This is a genomic window from Devosia ureilytica (assembly GCF_024273195.1).
In the GTDB taxonomy this organism is placed as follows: Bacteria; Pseudomonadota; Alphaproteobacteria; order Rhizobiales; family Devosiaceae; genus Devosia; species Devosia ureilytica.
Genome location: NZ_JAMZCU010000003.1, coordinates 639,494 through 665,945 on the forward strand (window position 1 = coordinate 639,494; position 26,452 = coordinate 665,945).

Annotated in this window: 32 protein-coding genes; 14 read left to right on the plus strand and 18 right to left on the minus strand. The window is 62.0% G+C overall.

Annotation, left to right across the window (positions count from 1 at the left end):
• Positions 1–2 precede the first annotated feature (2 nt).
• From NIM87_RS10930 to NIM87_RS10950, 5 genes are all read left to right on the plus strand, one after another.
• The gene (locus tag NIM87_RS10930) at positions 3–881 is read left to right on the plus strand and encodes a transglutaminase family protein (protein ID WP_254674692.1); all 879 of its coding nucleotides are present in this window, start codon (positions 3–5) and stop codon (positions 879–881) included.
• Positions 882–986: 105 nt separating this feature from the next.
• Positions 987–1,157, plus strand: coding sequence for a hypothetical protein (locus tag NIM87_RS10935; RefSeq protein WP_254674693.1), 171 nt, complete (start codon positions 987–989; stop codon positions 1,155–1,157).
• A gap of 43 nt (positions 1,158–1,200) precedes the next feature.
• Positions 1,201–1,359 (plus strand): DUF3309 family protein, encoded by a 159-nt coding sequence (locus tag NIM87_RS10940; RefSeq protein WP_254674694.1) that lies wholly within the window; start codon positions 1,201–1,203, stop codon positions 1,357–1,359.
• 240 nt (positions 1,360–1,599) lie between these two features.
• Positions 1,600–1,974: an ElaB/YgaM/YqjD family protein gene (locus NIM87_RS10945; protein ID WP_254674695.1), complete on the plus strand. Its 375-nt coding sequence runs from the start codon at positions 1,600–1,602 to the stop codon at positions 1,972–1,974.
• Positions 1,975–1,976: 2 nt separating this feature from the next.
• The gene (locus NIM87_RS10950) at positions 1,977–2,405 is read left to right on the plus strand and encodes a hypothetical protein (protein ID WP_254674696.1); all 429 of its coding nucleotides are present in this window, start codon (positions 1,977–1,979) and stop codon (positions 2,403–2,405) included.
• Positions 2,406–2,428: 23 nt separating this feature from the next.
• Here NIM87_RS10950 and NIM87_RS10955 read toward each other — a convergent pair whose 3' ends face one another.
• From NIM87_RS10955 to NIM87_RS10965, 3 genes are all read right to left on the minus strand, one after another.
• A complete protein-coding gene (locus NIM87_RS10955; RefSeq protein WP_254674697.1) occupies positions 2,429–3,349 on the minus strand; it encodes a diacylglycerol/lipid kinase family protein in 921 nt (306 codons plus the stop codon).
• Positions 3,346–4,770 carry a sensor histidine kinase gene (locus tag NIM87_RS10960; protein WP_254674698.1) on the minus strand — a complete coding sequence of 475 codons (1,425 nt, stop codon included), beginning with the start codon at positions 4,768–4,770 and terminating at the stop codon, positions 3,346–3,348. The genes NIM87_RS10955 and NIM87_RS10960 overlap by 4 nt, the downstream gene beginning before the upstream one ends.
• Before the next feature lie 77 nt (positions 4,771–4,847).
• Positions 4,848–5,600, minus strand: a complete 753-nt coding sequence (locus NIM87_RS10965) for a Crp/Fnr family transcriptional regulator (protein ID WP_254674699.1) — start codon at positions 5,598–5,600, stop codon at positions 4,848–4,850.
• A gap of 133 nt (positions 5,601–5,733) precedes the next feature.
• Between NIM87_RS10965 and NIM87_RS10970 the strand changes: the two genes are divergently transcribed.
• A complete protein-coding gene (locus tag NIM87_RS10970) occupies positions 5,734–6,117 on the plus strand; it encodes a response regulator (RefSeq protein ID WP_254674700.1) in 384 nt (127 codons plus the stop codon).
• Here NIM87_RS10970 and NIM87_RS10975 read toward each other — a convergent pair.
• Both NIM87_RS10975 and NIM87_RS10980 read right to left on the minus strand, forming a co-directional pair.
• Positions 6,090–6,641 carry an RNA polymerase sigma factor gene (locus NIM87_RS10975; protein ID WP_254674701.1) on the minus strand — a complete coding sequence of 184 codons (552 nt, stop codon included), beginning with the start codon at positions 6,639–6,641 and terminating at the stop codon, positions 6,090–6,092. The two genes, NIM87_RS10970 and NIM87_RS10975, sit on opposite strands and share 28 nt — an antisense overlap.
• Positions 6,642–6,645: 4 nt before the next feature.
• The gene (locus tag NIM87_RS10980; protein WP_408640066.1) at positions 6,646–6,849 is read right to left on the minus strand and encodes a NepR family anti-sigma factor; all 204 of its coding nucleotides are present in this window, start codon (positions 6,847–6,849) and stop codon (positions 6,646–6,648) included.
• Between the two features lie 176 nt (positions 6,850–7,025).
• Between NIM87_RS10980 and NIM87_RS10985 the strand changes: the two genes are divergently transcribed.
• Together NIM87_RS10985 and NIM87_RS10990 are read left to right on the plus strand one after the other, a co-directional pair.
• On the plus strand, positions 7,026–7,820 hold the full coding sequence (locus NIM87_RS10985) for a response regulator (protein WP_254674702.1): 795 nt from the start codon (positions 7,026–7,028) through the stop codon (positions 7,818–7,820).
• A gap of 114 nt (positions 7,821–7,934) precedes the next feature.
• Positions 7,935–8,099: a DUF1328 domain-containing protein gene (locus NIM87_RS10990; RefSeq protein WP_046142315.1), complete on the plus strand. Its 165-nt coding sequence runs from the start codon at positions 7,935–7,937 to the stop codon at positions 8,097–8,099.
• A 46-nt stretch (positions 8,100–8,145) separates the two neighbouring features.
• On the opposite strand, the gene NIM87_RS10995 is transcribed toward NIM87_RS10990, so the two are convergent.
• Positions 8,146–8,937, minus strand: a complete 792-nt coding sequence (locus NIM87_RS10995) for a YdcF family protein (RefSeq protein ID WP_254674703.1) — start codon at positions 8,935–8,937, stop codon at positions 8,146–8,148.
• 151 nt (positions 8,938–9,088) lie between these two features.
• Between NIM87_RS10995 and NIM87_RS11000 the strand changes: the two genes are divergently transcribed.
• From NIM87_RS11000 to NIM87_RS11020, 5 genes are all read left to right on the plus strand, one after another.
• A complete protein-coding gene (locus NIM87_RS11000) occupies positions 9,089–9,886 on the plus strand; it encodes an ABC transporter ATP-binding protein (RefSeq protein ID WP_254674704.1) in 798 nt (265 codons plus the stop codon).
• 67 nt (positions 9,887–9,953) lie between these two features.
• A complete protein-coding gene (locus NIM87_RS11005) occupies positions 9,954–10,706 on the plus strand; it encodes a transporter substrate-binding domain-containing protein (RefSeq protein WP_254674705.1) in 753 nt (250 codons plus the stop codon).
• 58 nt (positions 10,707–10,764) lie between these two features.
• On the plus strand, positions 10,765–11,577 hold the full coding sequence (locus NIM87_RS11010; protein ID WP_254674706.1) for an ABC transporter permease subunit: 813 nt from the start codon (positions 10,765–10,767) through the stop codon (positions 11,575–11,577).
• Complete coding sequence (locus NIM87_RS11015) at positions 11,577–12,311, plus strand: ABC transporter permease (protein WP_254674707.1); 735 nt, start codon at positions 11,577–11,579, stop codon at positions 12,309–12,311. The genes NIM87_RS11010 and NIM87_RS11015 overlap by 1 nt, the downstream gene beginning before the upstream one ends.
• Before the next feature lie 67 nt (positions 12,312–12,378).
• A complete protein-coding gene (locus tag NIM87_RS11020; RefSeq protein ID WP_254674708.1) occupies positions 12,379–13,518 on the plus strand; it encodes a succinylglutamate desuccinylase/aspartoacylase family protein in 1,140 nt (379 codons plus the stop codon).
• 284 nt (positions 13,519–13,802) lie between these two features.
• Here NIM87_RS11020 and NIM87_RS11025 read toward each other — a convergent pair whose 3' ends face one another.
• From NIM87_RS11025 to NIM87_RS11040, 4 genes are all read right to left on the minus strand, one after another.
• The gene (locus NIM87_RS11025) at positions 13,803–16,175 is read right to left on the minus strand and encodes a putative bifunctional diguanylate cyclase/phosphodiesterase (RefSeq protein WP_254674709.1); all 2,373 of its coding nucleotides are present in this window, start codon (positions 16,173–16,175) and stop codon (positions 13,803–13,805) included.
• Positions 16,176–16,280: 105 nt separating this feature from the next.
• Complete coding sequence (uxuA, locus tag NIM87_RS11030; protein ID WP_254674710.1) at positions 16,281–17,501, minus strand: mannonate dehydratase; 1,221 nt, start codon at positions 17,499–17,501, stop codon at positions 16,281–16,283.
• 48 nt (positions 17,502–17,549) lie between these two features.
• Positions 17,550–17,897: a DUF4326 domain-containing protein gene (locus tag NIM87_RS11035; RefSeq protein WP_254674711.1), complete on the minus strand. Its 348-nt coding sequence runs from the start codon at positions 17,895–17,897 to the stop codon at positions 17,550–17,552.
• Positions 17,894–18,511, minus strand: coding sequence for a trimeric intracellular cation channel family protein (locus NIM87_RS11040; RefSeq protein WP_254674712.1), 618 nt, complete (start codon positions 18,509–18,511; stop codon positions 17,894–17,896). Before NIM87_RS11040 ends, NIM87_RS11035 begins: the two co-directional genes overlap by 4 nt.
• A gap of 91 nt (positions 18,512–18,602) precedes the next feature.
• On the opposite strand from NIM87_RS11040, the gene NIM87_RS11045 reads away from it, so the two are divergent.
• On the plus strand, positions 18,603–19,223 hold the full coding sequence (locus NIM87_RS11045) for a hypothetical protein (protein ID WP_254674713.1): 621 nt from the start codon (positions 18,603–18,605) through the stop codon (positions 19,221–19,223).
• On the opposite strand, the gene NIM87_RS11050 is transcribed toward NIM87_RS11045, so the two are convergent.
• The 8 genes from NIM87_RS11050 to lpdA form a co-directional block, all read right to left on the minus strand.
• Positions 19,220–19,555 (minus strand): cupin domain-containing protein, encoded by a 336-nt coding sequence (locus NIM87_RS11050; RefSeq protein WP_254674714.1) that lies wholly within the window; start codon positions 19,553–19,555, stop codon positions 19,220–19,222. The genes NIM87_RS11045 and NIM87_RS11050 overlap by 4 nt on opposite strands.
• Before the next feature lie 4 nt (positions 19,556–19,559).
• Positions 19,560–20,321 (minus strand): 2-dehydro-3-deoxy-D-gluconate 5-dehydrogenase KduD, encoded by a 762-nt coding sequence (kduD, locus tag NIM87_RS11055; protein WP_254674715.1) that lies wholly within the window; start codon positions 20,319–20,321, stop codon positions 19,560–19,562.
• On the minus strand, positions 20,321–21,151 hold the full coding sequence (gene kduI, locus NIM87_RS11060; protein WP_254674716.1) for a 5-dehydro-4-deoxy-D-glucuronate isomerase: 831 nt from the start codon (positions 21,149–21,151) through the stop codon (positions 20,321–20,323). Before kduI ends, kduD begins: the two co-directional genes overlap by 1 nt.
• Before the next feature lie 8 nt (positions 21,152–21,159).
• A complete protein-coding gene (locus NIM87_RS11065; RefSeq protein ID WP_254674717.1) occupies positions 21,160–21,900 on the minus strand; it encodes a FadR/GntR family transcriptional regulator in 741 nt (246 codons plus the stop codon).
• 4 nt (positions 21,901–21,904) lie between these two features.
• Positions 21,905–23,185, minus strand: coding sequence for a TRAP transporter large permease (locus NIM87_RS11070; RefSeq protein ID WP_254674718.1), 1,281 nt, complete (start codon positions 23,183–23,185; stop codon positions 21,905–21,907).
• A 5-nt stretch (positions 23,186–23,190) separates the two neighbouring features.
• Positions 23,191–23,718 carry a TRAP transporter small permease gene (locus NIM87_RS11075; protein WP_254674719.1) on the minus strand — a complete coding sequence of 176 codons (528 nt, stop codon included), beginning with the start codon at positions 23,716–23,718 and terminating at the stop codon, positions 23,191–23,193.
• 61 nt (positions 23,719–23,779) lie between these two features.
• Positions 23,780–24,760 (minus strand): TRAP transporter substrate-binding protein, encoded by a 981-nt coding sequence (locus tag NIM87_RS11080; protein ID WP_254674720.1) that lies wholly within the window; start codon positions 24,758–24,760, stop codon positions 23,780–23,782.
• 260 nt (positions 24,761–25,020) lie between these two features.
• Positions 25,021–26,430: a dihydrolipoyl dehydrogenase gene (lpdA, locus tag NIM87_RS11085; protein WP_254674721.1), complete on the minus strand. Its 1,410-nt coding sequence runs from the start codon at positions 26,428–26,430 to the stop codon at positions 25,021–25,023.
• Between the last annotated feature and the right edge of the window lie 22 nt (positions 26,431–26,452).

Genomic DNA, 26,452 nt, shown 5'->3' on the forward strand with positions numbered 1-26,452 from the left:
CCATGCTCTACGACATCCGCCTCACGCTCGAATATGATTATGACGCCCCGGTGCATGGCGGCCGTCACCACATTCGCGTTGCGCCCGCCAACGTGCCGGGCGTTCAGCGCCTCATCGCCTCTTCGCTCGCGGTCGAACCGGGTCCGTCGCGCCAAAGTGGCTTTCTCGATTTCTTTGGCAATTCGGTCACCGCCATCACCATGACCGAGCCGCATGAGGCACTGACCATTCGCCTCTCCGCACGCGTGCAGGTCGAAGACCTGACCCCGCCCGCCGATCTCTCCCCGCCGCTGCCACAACTGGCGCGCGAGATCGCCCAATACTGGTCGATTGCACCAGCCAGTCCGCAGCACTTCCTCGCTGCCTCGCCCCGCATCCAGATCGTGCCTGCCATCACCGACTATGTGCGTGATGTGACAAGCGGGGAGCCCACGACACTGTCCATGGCCACCGCCCTTTGCATGGCAATCCACAAGGACTTTGAGTACGATCCCAAGGCCACCGATGTCGAAACCCGCCCTGCCGAGGCCTTTGCCCTGCGCAAGGGGGTCTGCCAGGATTTTGCCCATGTCATGATCGCTGGCTTGCGTGGCCTTGGCATTCCGGCGGGCTATGTATCGGGCTTCCTGCGCACCAATCCACCGCCCGGAAAGCCGCGCCTGGAAGGTGCCGATGCCATGCATGCCTGGGTGCGCGCCTGGTGCGGGCAGCATGTGGGCTGGGTCGAGTTCGATCCCACCAATGCCATGATCGCGGGGCCTGATCACATCTCGATCGGCCATGGTCGCGACTATGCCGACATCTCGCCTATCGTGGGCGTCTTGCGCACCCATGGCTCGCACGAGACCAAGCAATCGGTCGATGTGCTGCGCGTCGAGTAATCGCGCCAAGGAACCAAATCTTCTTCTCTCCGTTCTTCTGACACGCGGTCCGCAAGGCGCTGCCAGGAAAAAGCCCGGCGATCCCGGGTTGCAGGAGACACGACAATGAACCACAACCAGTCGAGCACGTATGACCGCTCAGCCCGCGCCACCACCGCTGTGTGGAGCGACGACATGCTGAACCATCAGCCGCACTTTGCTGAAGTGGCCATGGCCCTCCTCCCGGCCTCGCTGATCCTGGCCGCAGCAACCGCCTTGTTGGTCGTGCTGGTCTAGGGTCGAACAGCGCGCCGCATTTTCGAGTTTCTAGGAGGGTTTCATGACGCTCGGCACAATCCTGATCATCATTCTTATTCTGCTGCTCATCGGCGCATTGCCGAACTGGGGATATTCGCGTGGCTTCGGCTACTTCCCCTCCGGCATTCTCGGCGCCGTGCTGGTAGTGGTGCTGATCCTGGTCCTGATGGGACGGATCTAGCCAGCTCGAATTCAGAAACGGGCACGCCAGATCCCTCTGGAATTCCGGTTAATGGAATGTGCCCCTAGCGGACCGGTGGTCGCCCCCAAAATCGGTCCGCGCCCTTTGTCCCGGCAGGCTTGGCTTGTCGGGACATCTTTTTCGAGGTGCATTTCCACGGTGAAATGCTCTCGAGCCCGCTTTGGGGGAACTTGCCGCTAATGCGCCGCGTTATGCGGTCACGATTACAAGGAGCGTCCAATGGCGACCACTTCCGACATGGCCCCGAACCGTCGCAAGACGACGACGGCGACAACACCCCCCCAAAGCACCAAGCCCCCCCTCACCCGTGAAGAAGAACTTGAAGCGCAGGTTCACCAGCTTCAGAACGACCTCAAGGCCATCACCGACACGCTCGGCAAGCTGACCGGCGAAAAGATGGGCGAGGCCCGATCTCTGGCTACCACCGAGATGAAACACCTGCAGGCCAAAGGCCAGCAGATGCTCGGTGAAGCGCAGGATCAGGCGGGCGAAATGGAAAAGCAGATCAAGGACACCATCCGCGAAAAGCCCCTGACGGCCGTGGCAGCGGCCGCCGGCGTCGGCTTCGTCCTGGCCCTTCTCACCCGGCATTGACCATGGGCCTGCTTGCCCCGCTCGCAGCGCTGCTCGGTTTGGAGGCAGGAAACCTGGTTTCCCACGCCAAATCGACAGCGCTGATCTATGGGCTGATCGCCCTGTTCAACTTTGCCGCGGCCGCGTTTCTGGTCGCCGCCGGCTATATGGCCCTGGCCGATATTTTCGGCGCCATCATAGCGGCGTTGATCTTGGCGGGTGTGTTTCTGCTGCTGGCGCTTGCGGTCTATCTGGGCTCCATGATCGGCCGTGGCCGACACCAGCGGGATCTGGCCGAAAAGCGGCGCGCCAGCGAAAAAGGCGCCCTGATTTCGACCGCCGCCATCACGGCCCTGCCGCTGCTGGCGCGCACGCCCGGGCTCCTGCGGCTCGGCCTGCCGGCTGTGGCCATCGCCGCATTCCTGCTGTTGCGCGACAGCAAGGACGAATAGCACCAAGGGGCGCGACGTCCGATTTAGGCGTCGCGCTCCACATTATTTTGCGCCGGCCAGATCACCGACAGCCCACCCGGATGGACCTCCAGCATGACCTCGGCCGCCAGGTCGATCAATTCCCCATCGATCACCGCATGCGTACCGCGCTTGCGCTTTGGAAATCGCAGCACCAGGTCCTTCACTTCCGTTTCGCGCACCGCCGGATTGGCACGCCAGCGCCCGGTCATCACATCGAGCGCCAGCCCAAGCAATTGATTGGTCGCAACGCTCCGGGCCACATAGACACCCAGCACTCCTGCATTCAGAGTGGCGGCCACCGGCACGGGACTGTCATCGAGCGGATTGTTCGAGATCGCCACGCCTGAAGCGATGAACCGCACGTCACCCTTGGAAGTGTGCAGTTCCACCTCAAACCGCGGCGGATTGACGGCAGACGCCAGAATGGCGCGAAGGCTTGCCATCATCTTGCCGACGCGGCTGCTATAGACCATGCCATTGCGGATGCGCACCAGGCGCGCGTGGATGCCCACGCCGAACTGATGCACAAACGGGCGCCCATTGGCCGTGGCAATATCCACCTTGGTCACGCGCCCCCGCGCAATGGCGGCCAGCGCCTGATCGAGGTCGAGCGGCATGCCCAGGGCGCGGGCAAAAAGGTTCATGGTGCCCGCGGGCAGGATTGCCAGCGGCTTGCCGCTGGCAAAGGCCGAGGCCGCGGCTGCCGAGATCGTGCCGTCTCCCCCGCCGGCCAGCACCGCCTCGACCTCGGGATCGTCCGCCGCCGCGCGCAGCTCCGCCTCCACCGATTGCCCCGCCACGATCCGGCACTCAAGGCCATGCCCCTCGCGCTCGAAAAGTTCGGCCGCCTTGGCGCAGAACGCGTCGAGTTCCATGGTGCGGAGCGTGCCTCCATCCCGGTTCAGAACGGCCCTGAATTTCAAAGGTTTTGATCCTCGATTGATGGCATCGCCCGCCCCAGTTCCGGCATCTGAATGGTCACATCCACCCCGCCGCCTTCGGGCACGCCATAGGCCGGCTCGCCGCCAAATTGTCCGGCGAGCTGCTGCACGATGAGCGAACCCAGTCCGGCCTCGGTTTCAGCCATATCCGGCGGCATCCCCACCCCGTCATCCTTGACGCTAAGCACCGGCACGCCGTCGTCATTGCGCCAGAGCGAGACGTTTATTTTGCCCTTGCGCTCGCCGGGGAAGCCATATTTGAGCGCATTGGTCACCAGTTCGCTCACCAGAATGCCCAGCGTCGTCGCATCCCGCGCACTGACCTCAATGGGGGACAATTCGCCCTGCAAGGTGATGCGTCCGCCATCGGTCTGCGTCTCTGCGATGTCCTCCAGCACAGCCGAGAGAAATTCGTCGGCACTCGCTGTTTCCAGGTCGTCGCCCAGCCGCAGTCGCCGATGTGCCGAGGCCACCGCGTGAACCCGCAGCCGCGCCGCTTCAAGCGCCAGGCGGACGGGCTCGGACTTGCTGCGCATCACTTGCAGCGCCAGAAGCGAGGAGACCGTGGCCAGCGAATTGCCGATCCGGTGATTGGTGTCCTGCAGCAGCGCTTCGACCCTTTGCCGCTCGCGTTCGGCATGGGCCCTGGCCTCTTCGATGTCGCGGGTACGCGCGGCCACCTCGATTTCCAGCGCCTCGTTCTGCGTCAGCAATCCGCGATGTCGCTGGGCCAGCGCACTGACCTGCTTCTGGGTTCGCTTCAACAGCGCATAGGCCAGAATAACCGCTGCGGCGAGGGCCGCGATCAGCGCCGCCACCAGCCCTGTGCGCGTCTCGTCGATGGCGTGGTTCCGATTGGCCAGCTTGCTATCTTCCTCGGCGATGAAATCTTCCAGGGTTTCATTCACCTCAGCCATCAGCCGCGCACCCATGCCGGTCTCGGTCAGGGTCTGCGCTTCGTCGCTGCGTTGCGACGTCACCAGCTCGACCGTGCGGTTCATTTCCGCCATCTTGCTCGATATATCGCCGGTAATACTTGTGACCCGCGCACTCTGTCCCGGATCATCCGCCGTCATTTCCATAAGCGCGGTGACGCGCCGGTCGAGACCGGAAACAGCCTCGCGATAGGGCCGCAGGAATTGTGGATCGGCAGTGAGCAAATAGCCGCGCTGGCTGGCTTCGGCCTGGCTGAGCGCATGGGCCAGCTCCCGCGCCGCCGTGCGCACGGCATAGGTATCGGCGATGTCTCTGAGCTGCCGGTCGATGCCCTGCATGAGCAGCAGCGCGGCCACCGCGGCAAGACAGATCAGCCCCAGCGAAACCCACACGGCCAAGCGCCGTGTTACGCGTCGTCCAGGCTTGGCAGCAATTGCGTTATGCGCCCCATCACTCAAAACGCTCATCTCCCGCACCCACCGGTATCAAGATCGTGAGCAGGACCAGCATTGCCTGTCCGCCGTGGCAGCATTGAGGCTCCTCCCTAAATCAGTGGCCGGACGCGTTCGAACGGACCTTCCCACCCCGCGACGCGGCGCAATTCGAGCGCATCAAGCACTTCACAACTGCGCCCCATCCAACGGATGAGGCCTTTATTGGTCAGCTTGCGCAGCGTCTTGTTGGTGTGGACGATGGATAGCCCCAGCGTATCAGCCACATGCTGCTGGGTCAGCGGGATGTGCACGGTCCCGTTGCCCAGCCCGACGGACTGCGCCCGCTCGTGAAGAAACGCCAGGAGATAAGCGGCACGCTCCAGCGCCGTGCGCCGTCCCAGGCTCAGCAGATGATCATCCAGCATCCGCTCTTCGCGCGCCGCCAGCCAAGTCACGTCGAAACCAAGGCCAGAATGGTGGCGGAACAACTCATCGAGCCTGTCGCGCTGGAACACGCAGAGCACCAGTGGCGACAGCGCTTCGACCGAGTGTTCCATTTCCCCGATCACCGAGCCTTGCAGGCCCACAAGGTCCCCTGGCAGCAGGTAATTCAGGATTTGCCTGCGGCCATCGTCGAGCATCTTGAATCGGAAGGCCCAGCCGGACAGCAATGTAAAAAGATGGGCGCTGTGAGCACCTTCCGAGAGGATCACCGCGCCGGCCTCGGCTGTCAGTTCGCCGGTTTTGAAGCTGGAAACGAATTTGAGTTCCGCCGCGGAAAAATCGCGGAAGGCCGCTCTCTTGCGCAAGGGGCACTGTTCGCAGGGCACCCGGCGCCCCGTGGAAGGAAGGACAAGACTCACGAGTTTTCCTGACGCTTGGTAAGTCGCTCAATCAAACGCACCGGCGCAACTGACTGTTCCCGACATGTCAAAGTTAAATGACAGTTTGGTCCAAGCGGGCCATCAAGTGGGTTCACAAGCGGAAAGCGCGCTCATGCTCGACGGCCAAACGGTTCTCGTTGTCGAGACCGAATTTATTATCGCGCTGGGCATCCAGTCGGTACTGCAATCGCTGGGGGCCGCACAGGTTGTGCTCGCAACCGGCGCCGCAGACGCGCACAAACTGACACCATCCTGGACCACGGTCAGCCTCGCCATCATCGAAATGGAAGCCAATCGCCCCGAGCTGATCGAGTTGGCCCGCCAGGTGTCCCAGAGCGGCATCCCTGTGCTGGGCCTCAGCGCCGACGTCGGGCTGTCGAGCGGTGTGCCGGAACTGCCCGGCACACCCGTGATCATCAAGCCGATCCCCGATGAGGATTTGCGTGCGGCCATTCGGGGCCGCCTCCGTCAGAAACCGTTGCCCGACGTGACCTGAGCGGACACGGCGTCCGGCCCATAATCCGATTCGCCGCTGATCTTGAGCAGTTCGGTCAGGCGCGTTCTGGCCCGGCTCACCCGGCTTTTCATCGTGCCCACGGCGCAATCACAGATGGACGCGGCTTCCTCATAGGAAAAGCCCGAAGCCCCGATCAGGATGATCGCTTCGCGCTGGTCATCCGGCAGCTTGGTCAGCGCGGCCTTGAAGTCCTCAAGATCCATGGAACCATATTGCGGCGGGTGAACCGACAGACGCTCGGTGAATACCCCATCGCTATCCTGCACTTCCCGGCCGCGCTTGCGCATCTGGCTGTAGAACTCATTACGCAGGATCGTGAACAGCCAGGCCTTGATATTGGTGCCCATTTCAAAGCTGGTCTGCTTGGCCCAGGCCTTCATCACGGTGTCCTGCACCAGATCGTCGGCCTTGTCATGCTTGCCGGTCAGCGAAACGGCAAAGGCTCGCAGGCTCGGCAAAGTCGCGAGCATCTCGCGCTTGAAGGAAGTTCCCTCGGCACTCATGCCGTTACTCCCCACCCTGGTCGGTCGATTTGCCACCTTGGGCCTTTTCCGCATTGTCGAGCTTCTCGAGCAGATCGAGCAGTTGATCAGGAACGCCTTCGTCCTGAACCGCCCCATACAGCGCACGCAAACGCGAGCCGATATCGGTCGTAGGACCGAGCCCATCGTCTGCCCGCCCCGCCTGCATGCGCACACGTTGCTGGGTCACCAGATTATCCTTCTTCATGCCAGTTCGACCGATCAGTCTTGGAAATCGTTATCTTGCCAACCCCAAATGCGCGCTGGCGCAGAAAAGTTCCGCCTCTTTGGAACTTTTGTTGGACCCGCACGTTTTGGGGCACTGTGAGGTTCAGAACCACAAGCGTCACCTGGGAGTAATCGTCTATGTCATTGTCCACGCGGATCGCACCGCATTTGCCCTATCTGCGGCGTTTTTCCCGAGCCGTAACCGGCTCACAAACCTCCGGCGATGCCTATGTAGCGGCCACTCTCGAAGCCCTTATCGCCGACATCTCTTTATTTCCCGAAGCCTCAAGCGACCGGATCGCACTCTATAAACTTTTCTCGGCCCTGTTCTCATCCTCGGCCGTTTCCATCCCCGAACCCTCCTCAAGCTTTGCCTGGGAGCAGCGCGCTGCTGCCAACCTGGCCAATCTTGCCCCGCTTCCACGCCAGGCCTTCCTGCTGGTCGCGGTAGAAGGCTTCAACCACGCCCAGGCTGCAGAAATCCTCTCCTGCAGCGAGAGTGAATTCGCCGACCTCATTGACCAGGCAGCCACCGACATTTCCCGTCAGGTGGCAACAGAGATCATGATCATCGAGGATGAGCCGCTGATCGCCATGGACATCGAGCAGATGGTGCAAAGCCTTGGTCACAAGGTCGTCAGCATCGCCCGCACCCACAAGGAAGCGGTGACCCTGTTCAACCAGACGCGGCCCCGCATGATCCTGGCCGATATTCAGCTCGCCGATGGCAGCTCGGGCATCGACGCGGTCAACGACATCCTCAATACCCATTCGGTGCCGGTGATCTTCATCACCGCGTTCCCCGAGCGCCTTTTGACCGGGGAGCGGCCTGAGCCGACATTCCTCGTCACCAAGCCGTTCAATCCCGAGATGGTGAAGGCCTTGATCAGTCAGGCGCTATTCTTCGACGAAGGGTCACGCGCCGCCGCCTGATCGAGCCGCATCAAAGTGTTTAAAGGCCAGTGAAAGCTGGCCTTTTTGCTTTTGGCTGGAACTTTGGCGAAGTGGCGGGCGTTGAGTGGACAAGTTTGAAACATGGAGTCCACCATGCTGTATTATGCACTCGTCTTTCTGGTCATCGCCCTGATCGCCGGCGTTCTCGGTTTCGGCGGCATTGCAGGCGCTTCGGCCGGTATCGCCCAGATCCTGTTCTTCCTGTTCCTGGCGTTCCTGGTGATTTCGCTGGTTATCGGTCTCTTCCGCAGGACCTGATCTGAGTTTTCCAGTTCAACAAACGGCGCCCAAAGGCGCCGTTTGCTTATGGGGCTGGAAAAACCTCTTCGATCTGCCCGGTCAGCCGGTATATCAGCAACCCGATCCATTCTCTGATCGCAATTGACGCCGTCTCGAAGTTGCGGCTGGGATTGGCAAGGTCGGGACCCAGCACCTCATTGCCGATGCTGCGGTAGTCGGTAGGCCATGGGATGACCGGCACGCCTTGGGCGCGGAACAGACCCACGGATCGCGGCATGTGAAAACCCGAGGTCACGAGAAGGATATCGCCAGCCCCCTCTTCGATTAACTGGCGGGAGTTGGCCGCGTTTTCAATCGTGTTGCGGGAATGTCCTTCGAGCACGAGCCGGTCCTGCGAGATACCATGAGCGATAAAAAACCGCTCCGCCGTTTCAGCCTCGCTTTCCGCAGACCCCTCCAGGGCGCCCCCGCCCCCCGACAGCACTATCGTGGCTTCTGGATAGCGATTGGCCAGCCACAAAGTGGTCGTCAGCCGCTCGCCGGCGTCGTTCATGGCCACCATGGATCGCACCGCACTGATATGGGAGTTGGTGGCGCCACCCAGCATGATGATGGCGCCGACGCGTTCCGGCGGAGTCCCGGGCACCGCAAATCGGTCCTCCAGCGGTTGGATCAGCAGATACCCAAGGCTGGTATAGCCGAGCAGGGCCACGAATATCCCTGCCAGAGCCAGCGCAGCAACGGCGCTGCGGCGACGGTGCAGCAGCACCAGAACCAATCCCGCCAGCACCATCAGCAACACCAGGCTGAGCGGTTGCGCGAGCAGCCAGAACACCTTTGAGAGAACGAAGAACATGGAGCCACTCACCTTACGCCGACGCGGGCAAAACCCGCTTTTTCGCTTGCTATCTCACTGACTTCTGCTTTTCTACCAATCGGTCAAGATTGCCAGCCCTAATAAGGCAATCGCCGGTCAGGTAGGCGCCCGAACAGGGCCAATGGTGAGCATGAAGCAGGCTGAACCCGCCATCGCGGGGGCATCGCCGGTCGTTGAACTGCGCGATCTTCACAAATCCTTCGGCGCGCTGGAAGTGCTCAAGGGCATTTCCTTTGCTGCCCGCGAGGGGCAAGTGGTCTCCCTCATCGGGTCCTCGGGGTCAGGCAAGTCCACCCTGCTGCGCTGCATCAACATGCTCGAAATCCCCGACCAGGGCGAAGTGCTCATCGACGGCGAAGCCATTGCGCTCAAGGGTAATGGCCAGGGCCGCGCCATCGGCGACGAAAACCAGATCCGCCGCATCCGCTCGGAGCTGGGCATGGTGTTCCAATCGTTCAATCTCTGGGCCCATATGACCATTCTCGAAAATGTCATGGAAGCGCCGCTCGTGGTGCAGAAGCGCGCCCGGCCCGAGGTTGAGGCCGAAGCCCGCGCTATGCTCGACAAGGTCGGCATCGGCGCCAAGGCCGACGCTTATCCGGCCCAGCTCTCCGGCGGCCAGCAACAGCGCGCCGCCATCGCCCGCGCGCTGTGCATCAATCCGCGCGTCATGCTCTTTGACGAACCCACCTCCGCGCTCGACCCCGAGCTTGAAGTGGAAGTCCTGCGCGTCATCAAGCTTTTGGCCGATGAAGGCCGCACCATGGTGCTCGTCACCCATGACATGGATTTTGCCCGCTCAGTCTCGGATCGGGTGATTTTCCTCCATCAAGGCCTGATTGAGGAGGAGGGCACGCCCGCCGAAGTCTTTGGCGCCACCCGCTCCCCCCGCCTCAAGCAATTCCTCAATGCCGCCCACCATGCGTGAGGGCATTGGGAACCGACCCGGAAAACCGGGCGCATCCGCAAAACCGAAAACCCAACGGAGAACAACCATGAAGAAGATGATGCTGGCGGCAGCCGCCATCCTGGCGCTCGGCACCCCTGCCTTCGCCCAGGACAGCGTGCGCATCGCCACCGAAGGCGCCTATGCCCCCTGGAACTTTCTCAACGATGCTGGCGAACCCGCCGGCTTCGAAATTGCCCTGGGCAATGCCATCTGTGAAACCGCAGGCCTCACCTGCGAGTGGATCATCAACGACTGGGATTCCATCATCCCGAACCTGCTCGCCGGCAACTACGATCTGATCATGGCCGGCATGTCGATCACCGACGAGCGCCTTGAAACCATCGACTTCTCGGACAATTACTTCCCGCCCGATCCGTCCCGCTTCGTCGCCGCTGCGGGCGCAAACCTCGATTTCGCCGCGCTTTCGGGTGCCCGCGTTGGCGTCCAGGGCGGCACCATCCAGGCGGCCTATGCCGAGGAAAACCTGGGCGGCGCCAATACCGTGGTCACGTTCACGACCGCTGATCAGGCCATGGCCGACCTTGCCGCCGGCAACCTCGACACCATCCTGGCAGATGGCGCCTATCTGGACCCGGTTGTTACCGCCTCGAACGGCAGCATCGAGTTCGTTGGCGAGGAAGTGATGATCGGCAATGGCGTGGGCGCTGGCATCCGCAAGGAAGACACCGCGCTCAAGGCCAAGATCGACGAAGCCCTGGCTTCGCTCAAGGCCGACGGCACTGTCGATGCGCTGATCGCCGAATGGTTCGACGGCATGGGCCCGTTCTTCGCCGAATAAGCCACAAAATCCTGCTCCTCCCGCCAACGGGGGGAGCATCCAACCGCGGGGCGGCGGCATGTCCGAAGACTTGGCCTTCTGGGCCGGCTACATCACCAATGGCAAGCACCTGACCTGGTACGCGAGTTTCCAGTTCACGGTCTATGCTGCCCTTCTGGGCGGTGCGCTTGCCGTCGTCTTCGGCCTCACCGGCGCCACCCTCAAGAATTCGCGTTTTGTCGGCTTCCGCCTCATTGGCTCGACCTATTCGTCCATCGTGCGCGGCGTGCCGGATGTGCTGTTCTTCCTGTTCTTTCCGCTCGCCTTCGAGCAGGGCGTGGAATGGCTGGTTTCCACCCAGGTCTGTTCAGTCGAATCCATCGCTGCCCAGACCGCGCCTTGGCCGCCCTGCCGCGAGGCCAACTGGTTCCTGGGCACCACCGAATATCTGCTGCTCGCCAGCGTCTCGCTGGGTCTCGTCTATGGGGCCTTTGCAACCAATGTCATTCATGGCGCCATGCGCGCCGTCCCCGCCGGCCAGCTTGAAGCAGCGCGCGCCTATGGCATGAGCGCGGCCCAGGTGCTCTGGCGCGTCCATATCCGCCAGATGTGGGTCTATGCCCTGCCGGGCCTGTCCAACGTCTGGATGCTGATCGTCAAGGCCACCTCGCTGCTCTCGCTGCTGCAGATTGCCGATATCGTGCTCTGGGCCGACCGGCTCGGCGCGCCTAATTTTTTGCCCACGGTGGGTCTCGTGCACGATGACTGGCGCTGGCGCTATTATCTCGTGCTGTTCGTCTTTTACATCCTCGTCACCTGGCTTTCCGAGCGTGCCTTCGAAGCCCTGATGCGCCGCACCGGTCGCGGCATCCTCAGCGAGGTGCCCGCCTGATGGATGGGTTCTTCAACGATCTGGCCATCATGGCCCCGGCGGTTGCGTTCAATATCTATTTTGCCGCCGCCTCCATCCCCCTTGGCTTTGTCATGGCGGTGTTCCTGGCGCTGGGCAAGGCGTCACCCAATCCGCTGATCAACGCCCTGTCGCGCGGCTATATCTATGCCTTTCGCGGCTCGCCGCTGTTCATCCAGTTCTTCATGTTCTATTCGCTGGCGCTCTCGCTCAACCTCACGGTCTGGAAGCCCCTGGGCATTTCCGGCTTCGTGCTGCATCCCCTGTTCGTGGGGCCGCTTGTTCTGGTGCTCAACACGGCCGCCTATACCGCCGAAATCTTTTATGGCGCCCTGCGCGCCGTGCCGCGTGGCGCCATCGAGGCCGCCCGCGCCTATGGCATGAGCCGCACCCAGCAGTTCCGCCGCGTGGTCTGGCCCAACCTTATTCGCCTCGCATGGCCCGCCTATACCAACGAGGTGGTGTTCCTGTTCCACGCCACGGCCATCGTTTACTTCGCCCTGCCGGTGGTTGGCCCGCAGGCCGACCTGATGATCACCGCCAAGACTCTGTTCGAGCGCGACTACAATGCCTTCCTGCATTTTTCCGTCGCCGCGATCTATTTCCTCCTGGTCTCGCTGGTGGTGTTCTTTCTCTTCGGCCTCATCTACCAGCGGCTGATGCGCCATCTTCCGGCGCAGCCCGGCCTGCGTTTTGCTCCAAAATGGCTTCGCTAGAGCGTTTCCAGCAAAACTGGCCACCACTTTTGCGGTTCGGAAGCGCGACCAAGCAAGGACTCTTCTTATGACTTTTCAGCAGCACTCCACCGTGCTCGCCGGCGACGCGCCCGGCCAATCCACTACGCTATACTGGTACACCGCCGGTCCCGAAGATGCGCCCACCAAGGTGTACCTGCAGGCAGCCCTCCATGCCGACGAGCAGCCGGGCACCATGGCCCTGCACCATCTGCTGCCCATGCTGCGCGACGCCGATGCCGCCCGAACCCTCAAAGCCCGTTTCACAATCTTTCCCTCGGTCAATCCGCTGGGCCTCGCCACCCGCGTCTTGCGCCGTCATATCGGGCGCTACGATCTTGAAACCGGCGTCAATTTCAACCGCCGCTGGCCCGACCTCTATCCCCAGATCGCCCAGGCCATTGCGGGCAAGCTGGTCGATGATCCACAGGCCAATCTCGCAACCATCCGCAAGGCTGTCGGCGTCTGGCTCGATCAGCAGCAGCCGGCAACCGCCGCCCAGCGCCTGCGTCTCCTGATCCTGAAAGCAGCCCACGACGCCGACATCGTGCTCGACCTGCACTGCGACGACGAGAGCCTGAAGCACATCTTCACCTCGCCCGACCTGATGCCGGGCCTGCAGGACCTCGCCGACCGCATGCAGGTCGCCGCGACGCTGACCGCCGAGGACAGCGGCGGCGGTTCGTTCGACGAGGTGCTGCCCGGCCTCTACCGCAAGGCCCAGCAGGCCAACCCCGGTTTCCCCATCCCCATGGGCGCCGAGACTGCAACCCTCGAATATCGCGGCCAGGCGGACACCCACGACGCCATGGGCCGCGAAGATGCACAAGGCCTGCACGATTTCTTCGCCGGTCGTGGCCTCATCGCAGCACCCCCTCCTGTGGCCACACCAGCGCCCGGCCCCACCTCTCTTGAGGCCACCGAAATGCTGCGCGCCGACCGGGCCGGCCTGCTCGCCTATCGCGTCAATTTGGGTGATCAGGTGAAAAAGGGTGATGTCATTGCCGACATCATCGCCATGGACGGTCCCGAGGCTTTCATCGGCCGCACCCCGCTCAGGGCCGGAACCGATGGGCTTATCCTCTCGCGCGTCACGGCCAAATATGTCGTCGCAGGCGCGTCCGTCGCCAAGATCGTCGGCTGCGACATCCTGCCGGCCCGCGCCGGCGGCTATCTCCTCGAAGACTGAACGCCCACCCCTTGGTCGGGAATGAGCGGGCGACCCCTGGGACAGGCCGACACTGAAAGAGCCTGGATCATTTCACGTCTAGCTGAACTCGCGGTTCCTTGGCTCCCTCCCCCTTGTGGGGAGGGTAGCGACGCTGGGCCGACAGGCCCAAGCAGAGCTGGGGTGGGGGTTGCGTGACCTCCAAAGTCTCCGAGCCAGGGGACACGCCGACACCCCCACCCTCGATCCCTCCCCACAAGGGGGAGGGAGGCGATGGAACCGCGTCCGACTGAGTATGGAACGCTTTAGCTCGCCAGTGCTCGCAGCGGTTCGACCGGCTCTGTTGCACCACCAGCGACTGTCGAAAGCAGATAGGCCGGCAAATCCTCCGGCGTCAGCGGGCGGGCGAAATAGAAGCCCTGCAATTGGTGACAGGCGATTTCCGACAGGAACTCGGCCTGTTCCGCTGTTTCCACACCCTCGGCGGTGATCTTGAGCTTGAGCGTCTTGGCCATCGAGGCAATGGCCCTGAGGATATCGCGGGCAATCGGATCATTGGTCGAGGCCACGACAAAGGATCGGTCGATCTTGATCTTGTCGAAGGGAAACTTGAGCAGATAGCTCAGCGACGAATAGCCGGTGCCGAAATCGTCCATGGCAATGGTGACGCCAAACGCCCGGATCTCACCCAGCTTCTCGATAACCTCCTCGGGGTTCTCGATCAGCAGGCCTTCGGTGATTTCGATTTCGAGGCGCCTGGGCGCCAGGCCCGAACTTTGGAGGGCGCGCTGCACCACCCGTCCGATATCGGAGCGCCGGAAATGCCGGGCCGACAGATTGACCGCCACCGTCAGATGCTCGGGCCAGGCCGCTGCGGCCATGCAAGCCTCGTTGATCGTCCAGTCGCCAATGTCCACGATCAGGTCGGATTGCTCGGCAATGGCGATGAACTCCGCCGGCGGCACCAGACCGCGCGTCGGATGGTTCCAGCGCACCAGCGCTTCAAACCCGGTGGGCAGTCCGTCCGCGGCGTTTACCAGCGGCTGGTAGTGCAGCACCAGTTCTTGTCTCGCGATGGCGCCGCGCAGATCGGCCTCGATCAAGCGTCGCTCACGCTGCTCGGAATCCATCTGGCTTTCAAAAAAGCGCAGCATCGACCGTCCATCTGCCTTGGCGCGATAGAGCGCCAGATCGGCGTTGCGCAGCAGATGGTCGGGGCGAATGCCATCTCCCGGCGCCATGGCAATACCGACGCTGGCGCCAATCAGGAACATGTCGTGCTCGATCAGGAATGGCTCGCGCATGGCCGCCACCAGCCGCGCCGCCAGGTCCTCAACCTCATCCTTTACCCCTGCATTGGGCAATAGGACGGCGAACTCGTCGCCACCGAAACGGGCCGCGACATCGCCCTCTTTGAGCTCGTGCTGGATTCGGGCGGCGACTTCGGTCAATAGCCGATCCCCGGCCATATGACCCTTGCTGTCGTTGACGCCCTTGAATTGGTCGAGATCGAGGAACATCACCGAAAATGGTGTCCCATAGCGCTCAAGGCGCGCCACGTTCAGCGCCAGCTGTTCGGTGAACTTGGTGCGGTTGAGCAGCCCCGTCAGCGAGTCATGATGTGCCAGAAGCGTAATCTGGCGCTCCGAAATCTTGCGCTCGCTGATGTCCGACCCGGTGCCGAGATAGCCCAGATATTTGCCCGACTCGTCAAACGCCGGTTTGCCGGTCAGCCGCCACCAGCATTCCTGCCCGGTGATGACAATCTGCAGTTCCACGTCCTGAAAGGTTTCACGGTCTGCCATGGCGCGCTCGATTTCACGAACGAGCGGGTCGGACGGCGCCGTGATCTGATGGAGAAACGCGATGAAGTCTGCCCCGACAAGATCATCCTCGGTGGCGCCCGTCGACTTGGTAAACCCGCCAGACAGGCGATTGACCACACCGGTGTCGTCTACCCCCCAGACCCAGTCAGACGCCGTCTGCTCGAACTCGCGCAGCAGGAGCCCGATGATCTGCCCGTTTTCCTCGACCAGCATTTCCGAAGCCCGCAGCGACACGAAGGCGGCCGCATGGTTGAACACCACGGTCACCAGAATAAATGTGAAGCCGCCGATCAGTGTCCCCTGCACCAGGATATCGCCCGATTGCCCGAGACCGGTGAGACCCCGCAATGAGCCGATGACGATAGGAATAGTCATCGAAGCCAGCGCCTGCGGATAGTTGATCAGCGCGATCAGCGAGATGCAAAGCAGCCCCCCGGCACCCAGCAAGGCCACGGTGCGGATAGCAATGTCCTGTTCAACCGGCAGTACCGAAAGCACCACAGCCCAAAGTGCACCCACGCTCAGGGCGAGCATGACCACTTGTGTCGCGGCGCGGCCGGCCACCTGCGCGGGTCGACTGCGGGACGCCAGCGCAGTGGCATAGAGATGGATGACATTGATGGCACTGAGCAGGGCCGCCAGCACACCAAAGCTCGGCAGTCCCCACGTCACCACCATGAACACGACCGAGACGATCAGCGAGGCGGCCATCAGGGCGGGCACCATCAGCGCCACCGATGCCAATTGCTGGCCCAGCAGTTTTTCGCGCAAAGCACCGGACAGACCGTCCGCGCCAATGGCACGGTCGACAAATCCATCAATCTGAGAAAAGGCGGTTCTGGGCGCAGACATGGTCCGCACCATGGGCCTTACGCCTTAATATTGCGTATTTTTCTGGGTCCGCCCAAAACCGGGGCCACCTCATGGCCCCGGTCTTTTTGCTCCAGCCCTGGCCAATCAGCCCTGCGGCAGACCCCATTGAGCGTGCTCGAGTGCCGTCATCACGCCGCGCAGCTCTGCCAGCCCCTTCATCCGCCCAATGGTCGGATAGCCCGGCTGCGAACGCCGTCCCAGATCATCCATGATGTCCTGGCCGTGATCGGGGCGCATGGGGATTTCCCAGTCGGCGCGGCCCTCGGCCTTGCGCCGCCGCTCCTCGGTGAGCACAGCGGCAATCAGCGCCACCATGTCCGTATCGCCTGCCAGATGCTCCGCCTCGTAGAACGAGCCGGCAATGTCCGAGGTGTCGCGCTTGACGTTGCGCAGGTGCAGGAAATGCACCTTGGGGCCAAAGCGCTCCATCATCCCCGGCAGGTCATTGTCGGGGCGCGCGCCGAGCGAGCCCGAGCACAGCGTCATGCCATTGGCACGGCTGTCGACCGCATCGAGAATATACTTGTAGTCTTCTTCGGTGGACATGATGCGGGGCAGGCCCAGCAGCGCGAACGGCGGATCATCCGGGTGGCAGCAAAGCCGCATCCCCAGATCCTCGGCCACCGGCACCACCTCTTCGAGGAAGTCCACGAAGTGCTTGCGCAGCTGATCCCGGCTGATCGCACCATATTCATCCAGGTGAGCCTGGACGTCCTCCAGGGACATGGACTCGGTCGAGCCCGGCAGCCCCATCGTCACATTGCGGCCAAGCTGGCGCTTTTCGTCCTCGCTCATCGCCTCAAACCGCCGCCCTGCCTCATCGGCAATGGCATTGGTGAAATCGGCCGCAGCCCCCGGGCGCTTGAGAATATGAATGTCAAAGGCCGCGAAGTCATTGATATCAAAGCGCATGCACGACCCGCCATTTGGCACGGTCCACCGGAGGTCGGTACGGGTCCAGTCGAGTACCGGCATGAAATTGTAGCAGATAGTCTCGATGCCCGATTGCGCCAGATGCTTCATCGAAATCTTGTAGTTTTCGATATGGGCGCGCCAATCGCCCTTCTGCTTCTTGATATCCTCGGTCACCGGCAGGCTTTCCACCACATCCCACACCAGGCCCGAAGCCGAGCCATCCTTGCGGGTGCCAATCTCGCTATGGCGCTTGGCGATCTCCTCGGGAGACCACACCACCCCATTGGGCACGTGGTGCAATGCGCTCACGACACCCGTCGCGCCGGCCTGCATGATGTCATTGATGCTGGTCAGGTCCTTCGGGCCAAACCATCGCCATGTCTGTCGCAACTTCTAGTCTCCGTGGGAAAAAGGTTTGATTGGGTCCGCCGGCGCCACTCAGTCATTGGCCAGCTTGATCAGGGTATCGACGTGGCAGGGCGAGCCTTCCCGGCACCAGCAGGCAAGGTTCTTGCCCCCGAGGGCGGTACGGATATCGCCCAACGCCGGGCGCGGACGATCCGCCTCGATCTCGCCCCTCATCCAGCGCCCATAGCGCGACACCGCCTCGGCCTGAGCCGCATCCTTGCCCAGGCCCGTCTCGGCCATGACCGCATCGATGGTGAAGGGATTGCCCCATGGCCCCGGCCGCGCCACCGAGTGCGCAGGGAGTCCGTTGATGGCCTCGGAGACGGCCTGCAGGTCGAATCCCGCGCGCCGCGACAACACGATCCGTACCGGCTTCATTTGCGCATCTCCCGGTCGAAGACGAACTTGGGCATTTCCCATTTCAACACCAGCGCCATCACGCGCAGCGTGAAGCCCACCGCAATGGCGATCAGCACCACTAGGTCCCCCGGCAGGCCACCGACGAGGCCGAAATAGTAGATGACACCGGTGATCAGCGAAACGGTGGCGTAAAGCTCGCCCTGGAAGATCAGCGGAATATCGTTGCACAACACATCGCGCAACACGCCGCCCGCGGTTCCCGTCACCATGCCGGCCACGATGACGATGATCGGATGCACGCCCGCCTCGATGCCGATATTGCAGCCGATCACCGTGAACACCACCAGCCCCAGCGCATCGAGCAGCAGGAACGGCCACTTCAGCCGATCCACCAGCCGCGCTAGCGGAATAGTGGCCAGCGCCGCCCCGCACACCAGAAGCAGCACATAGGGGTTCTGCACCCACACCAGTGGGTAGTGATCGAGCAGGATATCGCGCATCGTGCCTCCGCCCAGCGCCGTTACGCAGGCAATCAGGCATACCCCGAACCAGTCCATATTGCGCCGCCCTGCCGCCAGTGCCGCCGTCATGGCCTCGACTGTTATGGCGATGTAGAAAGCGATGACCAGCATGGTGCGTTTTCTCTCCTGCGTCGAAACCGGATTGGCAGCGTAACGTTACGCCATCACCATCTGCCCGTCGCCCCAGTCGGAAACAAGCCCCATGCGCCAGCCCCGCACAGTTCGTGCCCTCGAAGACTTCGGTCGCACCCGGCTGAGTGAGAGTTTTTTCATGCGCGACTTTCTCTATTCCGAGATCGCCGCCATCCATGGCTTCCAGAACCTGCCCGACGATCCCGACCTCGCCATCGCCGCCGGCACGCGCCTCTGTCAGGACCTGCTCGAACCCCTCCAGCAACGCTTTGGCCGCATCTCGGTGCGCTCGGCCTACCGCTCGCCCGAGGTCAATGGCTTCGGCAATGCCAATAAGCTCAACTGTGCCACCAACCCCAAGAACTTCGCCGGCCATATCTGGGACAGGCAAGACGCTGAGGGCCACATGGGCGCCACGGCCTGCATCGTGGTCAACCGCTTCATTCCCTATTATGAACGCACGGGAGACTGGGAAGCCATGGCCTGGTGGGTACACGATCACTTGCCCTACTCCGATATGGAGTTCTTTCCCAAGTTCGCCGCCTTCAACCTGCAATGGCACGAAATGCCAGAGCGGACGATTTACAGTTTCATCCCGCCCCGCCGCGGCCGCCTGACCGCGCCGGGAAAGGCCAATTGGGCCGGACAGCACGGCGAGAACTATGCCGCCATGCTGGCAGAACTGGGTTAGACGAAATCCTGCCGCATGGGCGTGAACACGTCGACCAGCCGGCCCTTTTCCAGCGCCACGACGCTGTGGACGAGCCCGGTCGGCACGATGAAACTGCCACCCTGCCCCACCACTTCGACATTGCCGTCGATAGTCACTTCAAAGCTGCCTTCGGCCACATAGCTGACCTGGATATGCGGGTGGCTGTGTGGCGCGCCCACCGCCCCCTTGTCGAAGCCGAATTCCACCTGCATCAGCTCTGGCGTGTGGATCAGCACCCGGCGGGTGTTGCCCGGTGCCAGTTCGGTCCATGCTGTTTCATTGGGCTGGGCGAAAAGCTTTTGTTCAGTCATCTCATTACCTCGCAAGCCAGCCGCCATCGACCGGAATGACGGCGCCATGCATATAGTTGGAAGCGGGCGCCAGCAGGAAAACCGCCGCGTCACCGATGTCGGATGGAACACCCCAGCGCCCGGCCGGAATACGCCCCAGGATCGACGCCGACCGGTCTGGATCGTTGCGCAGCGCCTCGGTGTTGTTGGTTTCGATATAGCCTGGCGCCACCGCGTTCACATTGACACCCCTGGCGCCCCATTCATTGGCGAGCAGCCGGGTAATGCCGAGCACCCCGCTTTTGGACGCCGTGTAGCTGGCCACCCGAATGCCACCCTGAAAACTCAGCATCGAAGCAATGTTGACCACCCGCGCATTGCGGCCCGCCGCGATGGCCTTCCTGCCAATGGACTGGCACAGAAAGAACATGGACTTCAGGTTGATATCCATCACCGCGTCCCAGTCGTCCTCGGTGAAATCCACCGCGTCGACTCGCTTGATGATCCCGGCATTATTGACCAGGCCATCGATGGGACCATGCTCGTCCCAGGCCGCTTCAAACATCGCCTGCGCGTCCTTGGTGGACCCGAGATCGGCACTGACGCCGACAAACTCGGCACCGATGGCCGCCATCTGCGCTACCGTATCGTCCATCGGCGAACGGCCAACCCCGATCACCTTGCCACCGGCCCGGCCAATGGAAAGGGCAATGCCCTGGCCAATGCCGGTATTGGCGCCGGTGACCATCACGGTCTTGCCGGAAAGGGAAAACGCGCTGAGATCCATCAGCGCAGGTCCTGCATCTCGACCTTTTCGACATCGGTATAGTCGACATTGTCGCCGGCCATGGCCCAGATGAACGTATAGGCGCCAGTGCCCGCCCCGCAGTGGATCGACCACGGCGGCGACAGGATTGCCTGCTCATTGCGCACGATCAGGTGCCGGCTTTCATCAGGCTCACCCATCAGATGCACGACAAAGGCATCGGGCTTCAGGTCGAAATAAAGATAGGCCTCCATGCGCCGGTCATGCACATGCGCTGGCATGGTGTTCCACACCGAGCCGGGCGCAAACTGGGTCAAGCCCACCACCAGTTGGCAGGTCTTGACGCTGTCGGCGTTCACATACTGGAAAATCGAGCGCTCATTGGCAGTCTCGTTGCTCCCCAGGTCCAGCCGCTTGGCGCCCGACTTCTGCAGCAACGTCGTCGGATAGCTCGAATGAGCCGGGGCGCTCAACAGGTAGAATTTGGCGCCCTCGCCTGCAAAGCGCACGTCCTTGGACCCCTTGCCGACATAGAGCATGTCGCGCGGCCCCACGGCATGGTCGGCGCCATCCACCGAAATCGTGCCGGCTTCCCCGATATTGACCACGATCATTTCGCGACGATCAAGGAAATTGGCCGTGCCGGTGGGCTTGATAGCGTCCAGCGTCAGTGCGCCACCATCGGGCATGGCCCCACCCACCGCCATGCGGTCGTAGTGAGTATAGGTCCAGCGCACCTGTCCGGCGGCGAACAGATCATCGATCAGGAAATTGTCGCGCAGTTCGCCAGTGCCCATGGCCGATGCGGTCAGGGGATCAATGGCGAAGCGAATGTCGAAATCGGTGGTCATGTCGGGTCCTAGTTTTTCTGGCTTTGTTCGGCCAGGCGGCTGCGATACCGGCCCTGGCTGCGCGATAGATGTTCGCGCATTGCCTCACGGGCGCCGTCGGCGTCGCGGGCAGATATGGCGTTGAGAATACGGCGATGCTCGTCGTGCAGACCCACTTGATATTCATAGGTCAGCACGCTTTCCGTGCCCCACGGCGAGGCCACGTCACACGGAATGGTCCGGCTTCCCAGCGCATCAAGCACTTCGAGATAGAACGGATTATTGGTCGCTGCCGCGATGGCGCGGTGGAACATGAAATCGGTCTTGCCGGTTGGCGTGCCTTGCGAGAGCAGCCGCCCGAACTCATTCCAGGCCTCCAGGATCGCCGCTACCTGGCTGGTGCTGTGGCGCTGCGCGGCGAGGCCTGCGGACTCGATCTCGATGCCCATGCGCACTTCAAGCACATTGAGCGCCACCGAAATCTTGTTTGAACGCTCCCCCGCGATCGAGCTGAAAGCGGAGCTGGCCTGTGCCATCACGAACACCCCGGCCCCCTGGCGCGGCTGCACCATGCCGTCCGCAGCGAGTGCGGCGATGGCTTCGCGCACCACCGTCCGGCTGACGCCGAAATGCGTGGTCATCTGGCTTTCGGTGGGCAGCTTTTCACCCGGCCCGAATTCACCGGCGGCGATGCGCTTGCGCAGGGCCTCAACCACCATTTCGGCAAGCTTGGGCTTTCGGACCGGGGGGGCAATTTCGATCAGGGACATCGCATCACCGGAAAACGCTTGGCAGCCACAGCGACAGGGCCGGGATGTAGGTCACGAGGCCGAGAACGATCAGCCCCGCACCATAGAATGGCCAGACACTGCGCATGGCGGCCCAGATGGATATCTTGCCCACCGCCGCCGCCACGAATTGCACCGGTCCAAGGGGCGGCGTATTGAGCCCGATCCCCAGGTTGAGGATCATGATGACGCCGAAATGCACCGGGTCGACACCAAAGCTGGTGACCATGGGCAGGAAGATCGGCGTGGTGATGATGATCAGCGGACCCATGTCCATGAACGTGCCCAGGATCAGCAGCAGCACATTGATGAGCAGCAGCACCATCAGCGGATCGCTGGTCAGCTGGCCGACCAATTCGGTCAGGATCGGCGCTACCTTGAGATAAGCCATCAGCCAGCCGAACGACGCCGCCGCACCGATGATGAACAGCACCATGGCCGTGGTCCGCACCGCGCCAGTGACGCAATGCACAAAGGTCGACCAGCTCATGGTCCGGTAGACCAGCAGCGTCACGAGGAAGGCATAGATCACCGCCATGCAGGAGCTTTCCGTGGCGGTGAAAATCCCCGAGCGCACGCCACCAAAAATGATGGCAATGAGCATCAAACCCGGAATGGACACGAGGAAATACTGCAGCGCCTTGGCAAAGCCGGGGAACGGCTCGGTGGGGTATCCGCGACGCCGCGCCACGATATAGGCCGTAATCATCAGCGACAGCGCCAGCAGCAGGCCGGGGATGACACCTGCGGTGAACAGGTCCGCAATGGAAATGCGCCCGCCGCCCGACAGCGAATAGATGATCATGTTGTGGCTCGGCGGCAGCAGCAGCGCAATCAGCGCCGCCATCGACGTCACGTTGACCGCATAGTCGGCGCCATAGCCGCGCGCCTTCATCTGTGGGATCATGATGCCGCCCACAGCCGCAGCTTCCGCCACGGCCGAACCGGAAATACCACCGAAAAGGGTCGAGGCCACGACATTGACCTGCCCCAGCCCGCCCCGGATATGCCCGACCAGGGCGCCGGCAAAGGCAATGATCCGCGCGGCAATGCCGCCGCGCATCATCAGGTCGCCAGCAAAAATAAAGAAGGGAATAGCCAGCAGCGTGAACGGCGATACGCCCGAGTTCAGCTGCTGGAACACCACGACCGGAGGCCGTCCGATATAGACGATAGTGGCAAAGCTGGCGATGCCGAGCGAAAAGGCAATGGGCGTACCCACCACCATCAGGCCACCGAAAACGCCAAAGAGAATCCAGTATTCCATAACGATCAGGCCTCGTTCACGGTCGGCTCGACGGAATCGGCGTCAACTGGTTCGCCGGCCAGGCGCAAAGCCATGCGCTCCAGCACGAACAGGCAAATCAGGACACCTGAAACCACGATGGGGAGATAGGTAAAAGTCTGCGGCAGGCCGATCACCGGAATGCGCACGCTGGCGCCACGAATGGCAAGTTCACTGCCGTACCACACCATGCCGAAGGCAAATGCAAAAATGGCAATGTCACTGATGCTGCGCAGCCAGGGCTTGGCCACGGGCGGCATCACATAGAGCAGCACGTCAAAGCCCATGTGGAATTTCTCCCGCACGCCCACCGCTGCACCCAGGAAGATGAACCAGCTCATGATCATGATCGAAGCACCTTCCGTCCAGGACGGCGAAGCGTTGACCACGTAGCGCATATAGACCTGATAGGCGACGAGCACAGTCATCACCACGAGACCCGTCCCGGCAAGCCAGAGCGCGAGTGTCGAAATCGCGCTCAGCACGCGACTTGCCGCCAGGAGCCCGTTCTTCATCGGCTCATTCTCCTCGGAAAAGAAACCGGGCCGGCCGCAAGGGCAGGCCCGGCAATAGGCATCAGCCTTCGGTGGCTTGGATGCGGGCAACCAGGTCCTGCAGGGCAGGATCGGTCACATACTTCTCGTACACAGGCTTCATCGCTTCGATGAACGGAGCCTTGTCGACTTCGTTGATGGTCACGCCAAGTGCTTCGACCTTTGCCTTGGATTCAACTTCCTTGGCGGCCCAGAGCTCGCGCTGGTAAGCAACCGATTCCTTGGCGGCTTCGCGGAACGCGGCCTGGTCTTCGGCGGTGAGACCATCCCAGACAATCTTGGAAACAACCAGCACCTCGGGCACCATCAGGTGTTCGTTCAGCGAGTAGAACTGGGCAACTTCAGCATGACCAGCAGTATCAAAGCTGGGGTAGTTGTTCTCGGCGCCGTCGATAACGCCGGTCTGGATGCTCGAATAGACTTCGCCATAGGGCATCGGCGTGGCATTGCCGCCCAGGGCCGCAACCATGTCCACGAAAATATCCGAACCCATGACGCGGAACTTCATGCCTTCCATGTCAGCCAGCGTATTGATCGGCTTCTGGCTGTTGTAGAAGGAGCGCGCGCCGCCGTCGTAGTAGGCCAGCGCAACGACGTCCACGGCATCGAAGGCCGCCAGAATTTCGTCACCAATCGGGCCATCCAGCACATTGTGGAAGTGCTCGGTCGAACGGAAAATATAAGGCAGCTGCGTCACGGTCGCCTCTGGCACCTGGGTGCCGAATGCGCCGATCGAGATGCGGTTGAGGTCGATCACGCCGAACTGGGTCTGCTCGATCGTGTCGGCTTCCTGGCCCAACTGAGCCGAGTGGAACACTTCAACCGAATAGCGACCATCGGTCTTTTCCGAGAGAAGTTCACCGAACTTCTTGACGGCTTCGACGGTAGGATAGCCATCGGGGTGCGTGTCCGACGAACGCAGCACCGTCTGAGCGCTGGCAGCAGAAATCATGAGCGAAGATGCAATGACGGCCACAGCCGCCATCTTAGGCAGATGAAACATGGTTGTCCTCCCAATGTGTTTCAAAGGCCGGGAGGCAATAGGTCCCTACCGGCCCAAACGGCAGATCATCCTGCCGTCGGCTCACGTCTCTTTACCGATGGGCGAGCCTTGGATAAAACTGGTATGGAAGTTGAAGTGACAAGTCAACATACAATCATTCGTATGTTGTATGATGAATTTGGCCGCTGATTTCCCCCCGCCGAAAACCAAAAAGCCCCGGACCTGCATCCGGGGCTTTGGCGTTTGAGGCCGTAATGGGGTCAGATGTGGATCGCCCCATCGCCCAGCGACAGCGCGGCCTCGCGGATCGCTTCGCTCAGGGTCGGATGGGCGTGAGTGGTCCGGGCCAGGTCTTCGGACGCGCCAGAGAACTCCATCAGCGTCACCAGTTCATGGATCATCTCGCCGGCATTCTTGCCCACGATATGCGCGCCCAACACCCGGTCGGTTTCGACGTCGGCGAGGATTTTCACAAAGCCCTGGGTGGCCAACATGGCCTTGGCACGACCATTGGCGGTAAAGGGGAATTTGCCGATCTTGTAGTTGACGCCATCGGCCTTAAGCTCGTCCTCGGTCTTGCCCACCGAGGCAACCTCAGGGTTGGTATAAACCACGGCCGGAATGGCGGCGTAGTTCACATGGCCTGACTGGCCACCGAGGATTTCGGCAACAGCAATACCCTCGTCCTCGGCCTTGTGCGCCAGCATCGGCCCGACGATGACGTCGCCAATCGCATAGATGCCGTCGACCGAACTCTTGTAATGCGCGTCGACCCGCACCCGGCCGCGCTCGTCCAGCGCCACGCCGGCAAGGTCGAGGCCAAGTCCCTCGGTGAACGGCTTACGACCGATGGCCACCAGCGCCACATCGGCATCCAGCACTTCCGCCTCGCCACCCTTGGCAGGTTCGACCTTGACCTTGAGCGTGCCGTCTTCCTGCTTGTCGACACCCGCGACCTTGCTCGAGAGCTTGAACTCCATGCCCTGCTTTTGCAGCATGCGCTGGAACTGGCGGGCCACTTCGCTGTCCATGCCGGGCAGGATACGGTCGAGATATTCAACGACGGTCACCTGCGCGCCAAGGCGCATCCACACCGAACCAAGCTCCAGCCCGATCACACCGGCGCCGATCACCACGAGCTTATTGGGCACCTTGTCCAGCGTCAGCCCGCCGGTGGAGGTCACGATGGTCTTTTCGTCAATCTCGATGCCCGGCAGATTGGCCGAAACCGAACCGGTCGCGATCACGATATTCTTGGTGGCGATCTCGGTCTGGGCGCCGGTCTGCGGCGTCACCAGCACCTTGCCGGCCGAGGGGATCGAGCCGATGCCGCGGAAGACGGTGATCTTGTTCTTCTTGAACAGGTAATCCACGCCGCCAACATTGGAGGCCACCGTTTCGGAACGGTGGTTCTGCATCTGCTTGAGGTTGAGCTGGGGCGCGGGAATATCGATGCCCAGCGCCTTGAAGCCATGCCCGGCTTCCTCAAACAATTCAGAAGCATGCAGCAGCGCCTTGGAGGGGATGCAGCCGATATTGAGGCAAGTGCCGCCCAGCGTCGCCCATTTCTCCACCACAGCCACCTTCATGCCCAGCTGTGCCGCACGGATCGCGCAGACATAGCCGCCGGGGCCGGAGCCGATGATGGTAAGGTCGAATTGGTCAGCCATTGTCTTGAGCCTCAACAGAGTT

Coding starts and splice junctions, on each gene's coding strand:
- NIM87_RS10930 (WP_254674692.1), top strand. CDS start 3: ATGCTCTACGACATCCGCCTCACGCTCGAATATGATTATGACGCCCCG.
- NIM87_RS10935 (WP_254674693.1), top strand. CDS start 987: ATGAACCACAACCAGTCGAGCACGTATGACCGCTCAGCCCGCGCCACC.
- NIM87_RS10940 (WP_254674694.1), top strand. CDS start 1,201: ATGACGCTCGGCACAATCCTGATCATCATTCTTATTCTGCTGCTCATC.
- NIM87_RS10945 (WP_254674695.1), top strand. CDS start 1,600: ATGGCGACCACTTCCGACATGGCCCCGAACCGTCGCAAGACGACGACG.
- NIM87_RS10950 (WP_254674696.1), top strand. CDS start 1,977: ATGGGCCTGCTTGCCCCGCTCGCAGCGCTGCTCGGTTTGGAGGCAGGA.
- NIM87_RS10960 (WP_254674698.1), bottom strand. CDS start 4,770: ATGAGCGTTTTGAGTGATGGGGCGCATAACGCAATTGCTGCCAAGCCT.
- NIM87_RS10970 (WP_254674700.1), top strand. CDS start 5,734: ATGCTCGACGGCCAAACGGTTCTCGTTGTCGAGACCGAATTTATTATC.
- NIM87_RS10975 (WP_254674701.1), bottom strand. CDS start 6,641: ATGAGTGCCGAGGGAACTTCCTTCAAGCGCGAGATGCTCGCGACTTTG.
- NIM87_RS10985 (WP_254674702.1), top strand. CDS start 7,026: ATGTCATTGTCCACGCGGATCGCACCGCATTTGCCCTATCTGCGGCGT.
- NIM87_RS10990 (WP_046142315.1), top strand. CDS start 7,935: ATGCTGTATTATGCACTCGTCTTTCTGGTCATCGCCCTGATCGCCGGC.
- NIM87_RS10995 (WP_254674703.1), bottom strand. CDS start 8,937: ATGTTCTTCGTTCTCTCAAAGGTGTTCTGGCTGCTCGCGCAACCGCTC.
- NIM87_RS11000 (WP_254674704.1), top strand. CDS start 9,089: ATGAAGCAGGCTGAACCCGCCATCGCGGGGGCATCGCCGGTCGTTGAA.
- NIM87_RS11005 (WP_254674705.1), top strand. CDS start 9,954: ATGAAGAAGATGATGCTGGCGGCAGCCGCCATCCTGGCGCTCGGCACC.
- NIM87_RS11010 (WP_254674706.1), top strand. CDS start 10,765: ATGTCCGAAGACTTGGCCTTCTGGGCCGGCTACATCACCAATGGCAAG.
- NIM87_RS11015 (WP_254674707.1), top strand. CDS start 11,577: ATGGATGGGTTCTTCAACGATCTGGCCATCATGGCCCCGGCGGTTGCG.
- NIM87_RS11020 (WP_254674708.1), top strand. CDS start 12,379: ATGACTTTTCAGCAGCACTCCACCGTGCTCGCCGGCGACGCGCCCGGC.
- NIM87_RS11025 (WP_254674709.1), bottom strand. CDS start 16,175: ATGTCTGCGCCCAGAACCGCCTTTTCTCAGATTGATGGATTTGTCGAC.
- NIM87_RS11035 (WP_254674711.1), bottom strand. CDS start 17,897: ATGAAGCCGGTACGGATCGTGTTGTCGCGGCGCGCGGGATTCGACCTG.
- NIM87_RS11040 (WP_254674712.1), bottom strand. CDS start 18,511: ATGCTGGTCATCGCTTTCTACATCGCCATAACAGTCGAGGCCATGACG.
- NIM87_RS11045 (WP_254674713.1), top strand. CDS start 18,603: ATGCGCCAGCCCCGCACAGTTCGTGCCCTCGAAGACTTCGGTCGCACC.
- NIM87_RS11050 (WP_254674714.1), bottom strand. CDS start 19,555: ATGACTGAACAAAAGCTTTTCGCCCAGCCCAATGAAACAGCATGGACC.
- kduD (WP_254674715.1), bottom strand. CDS start 20,321: ATGGATCTCAGCGCGTTTTCCCTTTCCGGCAAGACCGTGATGGTCACC.
- kduI (WP_254674716.1), bottom strand. CDS start 21,151: ATGACCACCGATTTCGACATTCGCTTCGCCATTGATCCCCTGACCGCA.
- NIM87_RS11065 (WP_254674717.1), bottom strand. CDS start 21,900: ATGTCCCTGATCGAAATTGCCCCCCCGGTCCGAAAGCCCAAGCTTGCC.
- NIM87_RS11070 (WP_254674718.1), bottom strand. CDS start 23,185: ATGGAATACTGGATTCTCTTTGGCGTTTTCGGTGGCCTGATGGTGGTG.
- NIM87_RS11075 (WP_254674719.1), bottom strand. CDS start 23,718: ATGAAGAACGGGCTCCTGGCGGCAAGTCGCGTGCTGAGCGCGATTTCG.
- NIM87_RS11080 (WP_254674720.1), bottom strand. CDS start 24,760: ATGTTTCATCTGCCTAAGATGGCGGCTGTGGCCGTCATTGCATCTTCG.
- lpdA (WP_254674721.1), bottom strand. CDS start 26,430: ATGGCTGACCAATTCGACCTTACCATCATCGGCTCCGGCCCCGGCGGC.